We start from the raw sequence: 3,965 nt of genomic DNA, 5'->3' as shown, positions 1-3,965 counted from the left end.
TTGCCAGGCCCAAATGCCAAACCCGAGATTCTCAAAGGTGGCGTAGTATACGCTGTGTCGGCTGTGTGCTCAAGTCCCGAACAGACAAAGATCCCGCTGGATCGCGCGGGGTGGTTTAAATCCAACCACGTTCGGCAAATGAAACCCACTCTCCCCGGCCTACAACGAGGTGGTCTAATACACGGATATCCATGAATTCACAACATTTTACCACACGTTCGGTGATTTGTTTATCAGCAAAACTGGGTTCTGCATAACCTGAAGGATGATTATGGGCAAGGATCACGGCGGCAGCGTTGATCGCGATGGCTTCCCGGACAATTTCCCGCGGGTGGACCTCAACGTGGCTTAACGTGCCGGAAAAGAGGCGGCTGTGCCTGAGCACCCGGTTCTGGTTGTTGAGATAGATGACCAGAAAAATCTCGCGCGGCTCGTCGGCAAGCTGGCTTTGCAGAAACGTTCTGGTGGCCTGCGGGCTGTCCAGCGTCAGCGCCTCCTGAATGCTTGAGGCATGATAGCGGCGCGCCAGCTCGGCAATGCCTTTGAGCTGGGCAAACTTCGCCACGCCGATGCCCGACACCTCAGCAAACTGTTGCGCATCTGCGGAGAGCAGATCGTAAAGCGAACCGAAATGCGCGACAAGATACTCGGCAAACGCCATCACGCTGCGCTCCGGCGTACCGGTACGCAGAAACAGCGCCAGCAGCTCAATGTCAGTGAGGGATGCAATCCCCAGGCGCAGCATCTTCTCGCGGGGCATCTTTTCACGTGGCATGTTCTCATATGACGTCAGCGATCTCGCCGTTTCCATAGCGCTCCTCCCTGTGAAAACCCTATTTTGCCACGGTGCGATGGGTGGCTCGACCTGCGGTTTTCGCTTTTGCGTGGCGGCTCGTAAAGGGAGTGATGCGCAAAAGCACCTCACTTTCCAGAGTGTGATAAAATGCCCACCTTCTGGTGAAACCCAACAGGAATGAATCATGATGAGCCTGGCCGGTAAAAAAATCGTTCTTGGCGTGAGTGGCGGTATTGCTGCCTACAAAACGCCGGAGCTGGTACGTCGTCTGCGCGATCGCGGCGCAGAGGTGCGTGTGGCAATGACAGAGGGTGCCAAAGCCTTTATCACCCCCCTCAGCCTGCAGGCGGTATCGGGCTATCCGGTTTCCGATAGCCTGCTGGATCCGGCTGCCGAAGCGGCAATGGGACATATCGAGCTGGGCAAGTGGGCCGACCTGGTGATCCTCGCCCCGGCAACTGCCGACCTGATTGCCCGCGTGGCCGCCGGTATGGCTAACGACCTGGTTACGACGATCTGCCTGGCCACCCCGTCACCCGTCGCGGTCGTACCAGCGATGAACCAGCAGATGTACCGCAACGCCGCCACGCAGCATAACCTGAGCGTGCTGACCGCCCGTGGCCTGCTGGAGTGGGGGCCGGACAGCGGCAGCCAGGCCTGCGGTGACGTCGGCCCAGGCCGGATGCTTGACCCGCTGGCTATCGTCGATCTGGCCGCAGCGCATTTTTCGCCTGTCAAAACGCTGCAACATCTGAATATCATGATTACCGCTGGACCGACGCAGGAGCCGCTGGATCCGGTGCGCTACATCACCAACAAAAGCTCTGGCAAGATGGGCTTCGCCATTGCCGCCGCCGCTGCTCGCCTTGGCGCGAACGTGACGCTGGTGAGCGGCCCGGTTTCGCTGCCGACGCCAGCAGGGGTGAAGCGCGTTAATGTCATGACCGCGCTGGAGATGGACGCCGCCGTACAGGCTCAGGTTCAGTCGCAGCAGATTTTTATCGGCTGTGCTGCCGTCGCTGACTACCGCGCCGCCGTCGTTGCCGATGAGAAGATCAAAAAGCAAACCGATGAAATTACAATAAAAATGGTTAAAAACCCGGATATCGTTGCCGGTGTTGCCGCGCTGAGTACCAACCGCCCCTATGTGGTAGGGTTTGCCGCCGAAACAAATAATGTGGAAGAATACGCCCGGCAAAAACGTATCCGCAAAAACCTTGATCTGATCTGCGCCAACGACGTATCTGGTGAAAATCAAGGGTTTAACAGCGACAGCAACGCATTACACCTTTTCTGGCAGGACGGCGACAAAGTCTTGCCGCTTGAGCGCAAAGCACTTCTGGGACAACTACTACTGGACGAGATCGTTACCCGTTATGATGAAAAAAATCGACGTTAAAATTATGGACCCGCGCGTTGGTAAAGCGTTTCCGCTGCCAACTTACGCCACCTCCGGCTCTGCCGGTCTTGACCTGCGAGCCTGTCTTGATGACGCCGTAGAGTTGGCGCCGGGCGCAACGACGCTGCTGCCGACCGGCCTGGCTATTCACATTGCCGATCCGTCGCTGGCCGCCGTGATTTTACCGCGCTCGGGCCTCGGTCATAAGCATGGCGTGGTGCTGGGCAACCTGGTTGGCCTGATTGATTCGGATTACCAGGGGCAGCTGATGGTCTCCGTCTGGAACCGTGGCAAAGAAACCTTCACGATTGAGCCGGGCGAACGTATTGCACAGATGGTATTTGTGCCGGTGGTGCAGGCAGAGTTTAACCTGGTAGAAGAGTTTGACAGCTCTGAACGTGGTGAAGGCGGCTTCGGCCATTCCGGGCGTCAGTAAGTCGCCTCATCCTTATATCATCCAGGATGCGTCTAAAACATGGCAGAAAAACAAACCGCGAAAAGGAATCGTCGCGAAGAAATACTCCAGTCTCTGGCGCTAATGCTTGAATCCAGCGATGGCAGCCAACGCATTACCACGGCGAAGCTGGCTGCATCGGTAGGTGTTTCCGAAGCGGCCCTTTATCGGCATTTTCCAAGCAAAACGCGCATGTTTGACAGCTTGATCGAGTTTATCGAAGATAGTCTGACGACGCGTATCAACTTAATCCTAAAAGATGAGAAAGATACGCTGGCACGCCTGCGTCTCATCATTCAGCTGATTTTAGGTTTCGGCGAGCGTAATCCAGGGCTGACGCGGATCCTCACCGGTCACGCGCTGATGTTTGAGCAGGATCGCCTCCAGAGCCGTATTAACCAGCTGTTTGAGCGAATTGAGTCGCAGCTGAGGCAGGTTTTGCGCGAACGGAAAATGCGCGAGGGTGAAGGTTTTACCGTGGATGAAACGCTGCTGGCGAGCCAGCTGCTGGCCCAGTGTGAAGGCATGCTGTCGCGCTTTGTACGCAGCGAGTTCAAATACCGGCCCACGGACGATTTTGACGTCCGCTGGCCGCTGATGGTGGCTCAGCTACATTAATGCGTAAGCCCGGTCAGCGTTCGCGCTACCGGGCAGCTTAACGCTTAAACCCCAAACTCTTCCCGATACGCCTGCACCGACGCCAGATGGTTCGCCATCTCCGGGCGCTCTTCCAGATAAGCAATCAGATCCTTCAGGGTGATGATAGAAATCACCTGGCAGCCGTAGTCGCGCTCGACCTCCTGAATCGCTGAGATATCACTGCGCCCGCGCTCCTGGCGGTCAAGGGAGATCAGCACCCCGGCCAGCGTCGCACCATTAGCCTGGATAATCTCCATCGACTCACGGATAGCGGTTCCGGCGGTGATCACATCATCCACCAGCATCACGCGACCCTGCAGCGCACTGCCCACCAGATTGCCGCCCTCACCGTGGTCTTTGGCCTCTTTACGGTTGAAGCAGTAGGGCACGTCACGTTCGTGGTGCTCCGCCAGCGCAACCGCCGTAGTGGTAGCGATGGGAATGCCTTTATAGGCAGGGCCAAACAGCAGATCGAAGTCGATACCGGAATCTACCAGCGCTTCGGCATAGAAACGGCCTAACAGTGCCAGATCGCGCCCGGTATTAAACAGCCCGGCGTTGAAGAAATAGGGGCTTTTACGCCCGGATTTCAGCGTAAACTCGCCGAACTTAAGTACCTGCTTGTTAAGCGCAAACTCAATAAACTGGCGCTGATACGGTTTCATGGATTCGCTCCT

5 protein-coding genes are annotated in these 3,965 nt (G+C 56.7%); 3 read left to right on the top strand and 2 right to left on the bottom strand.

Annotated features, from left to right (window positions below):
- Positions 1–115: 115 nt before the first annotated feature.
- Positions 116–775: a RadC family protein gene (gene radC / locus RTP97_RS21245; RefSeq protein WP_312417171.1), complete on the bottom strand. Its 660-nt coding sequence runs from the start codon at positions 773–775 to the stop codon at positions 116–118.
- A 208-nt stretch (positions 776–983) separates the two neighbouring features.
- Between radC and coaBC the strand changes: the two genes are divergently transcribed.
- From coaBC to slmA, 3 genes are read left to right on the top strand one after another with little or no spacing between them, the layout of a single operon-like run.
- Positions 984–2,195, top strand: a complete 1,212-nt coding sequence (gene coaBC / locus RTP97_RS21240) for a bifunctional phosphopantothenoylcysteine decarboxylase/phosphopantothenate--cysteine ligase CoaBC (RefSeq protein WP_312417168.1) — start codon at positions 984–986, stop codon at positions 2,193–2,195.
- The gene (gene dut / locus RTP97_RS21235; RefSeq protein WP_312417165.1) at positions 2,173–2,631 is read left to right on the top strand and encodes a dUTP diphosphatase; all 459 of its coding nucleotides are present in this window, start codon (positions 2,173–2,175) and stop codon (positions 2,629–2,631) included. Before coaBC ends, dut begins: the two co-directional genes overlap by 23 nt.
- Before the next feature lie 39 nt (positions 2,632–2,670).
- Complete coding sequence (slmA, locus tag RTP97_RS21230; protein WP_042393345.1) at positions 2,671–3,267, top strand: nucleoid occlusion factor SlmA; 597 nt, start codon at positions 2,671–2,673, stop codon at positions 3,265–3,267.
- A gap of 44 nt (positions 3,268–3,311) precedes the next feature.
- Here the strand turns inward: slmA and pyrE are convergent, their stop codons facing one another.
- Positions 3,312–3,953 (bottom strand): orotate phosphoribosyltransferase, encoded by a 642-nt coding sequence (pyrE, locus tag RTP97_RS21225; protein ID WP_312228179.1) that lies wholly within the window; start codon positions 3,951–3,953, stop codon positions 3,312–3,314.
- Between the last annotated feature and the right edge of the window lie 12 nt (positions 3,954–3,965).

The sequence above is a fragment of the Pseudescherichia sp. genome (assembly GCF_031998825.1).
Taxonomy (GTDB): domain Bacteria; phylum Pseudomonadota; class Gammaproteobacteria; order Enterobacterales; family Enterobacteriaceae; genus Pseudescherichia.
Note: the sequence above shows the minus strand (reverse complement) of the source record. Positions and strands in the feature narration are given on the sequence as shown.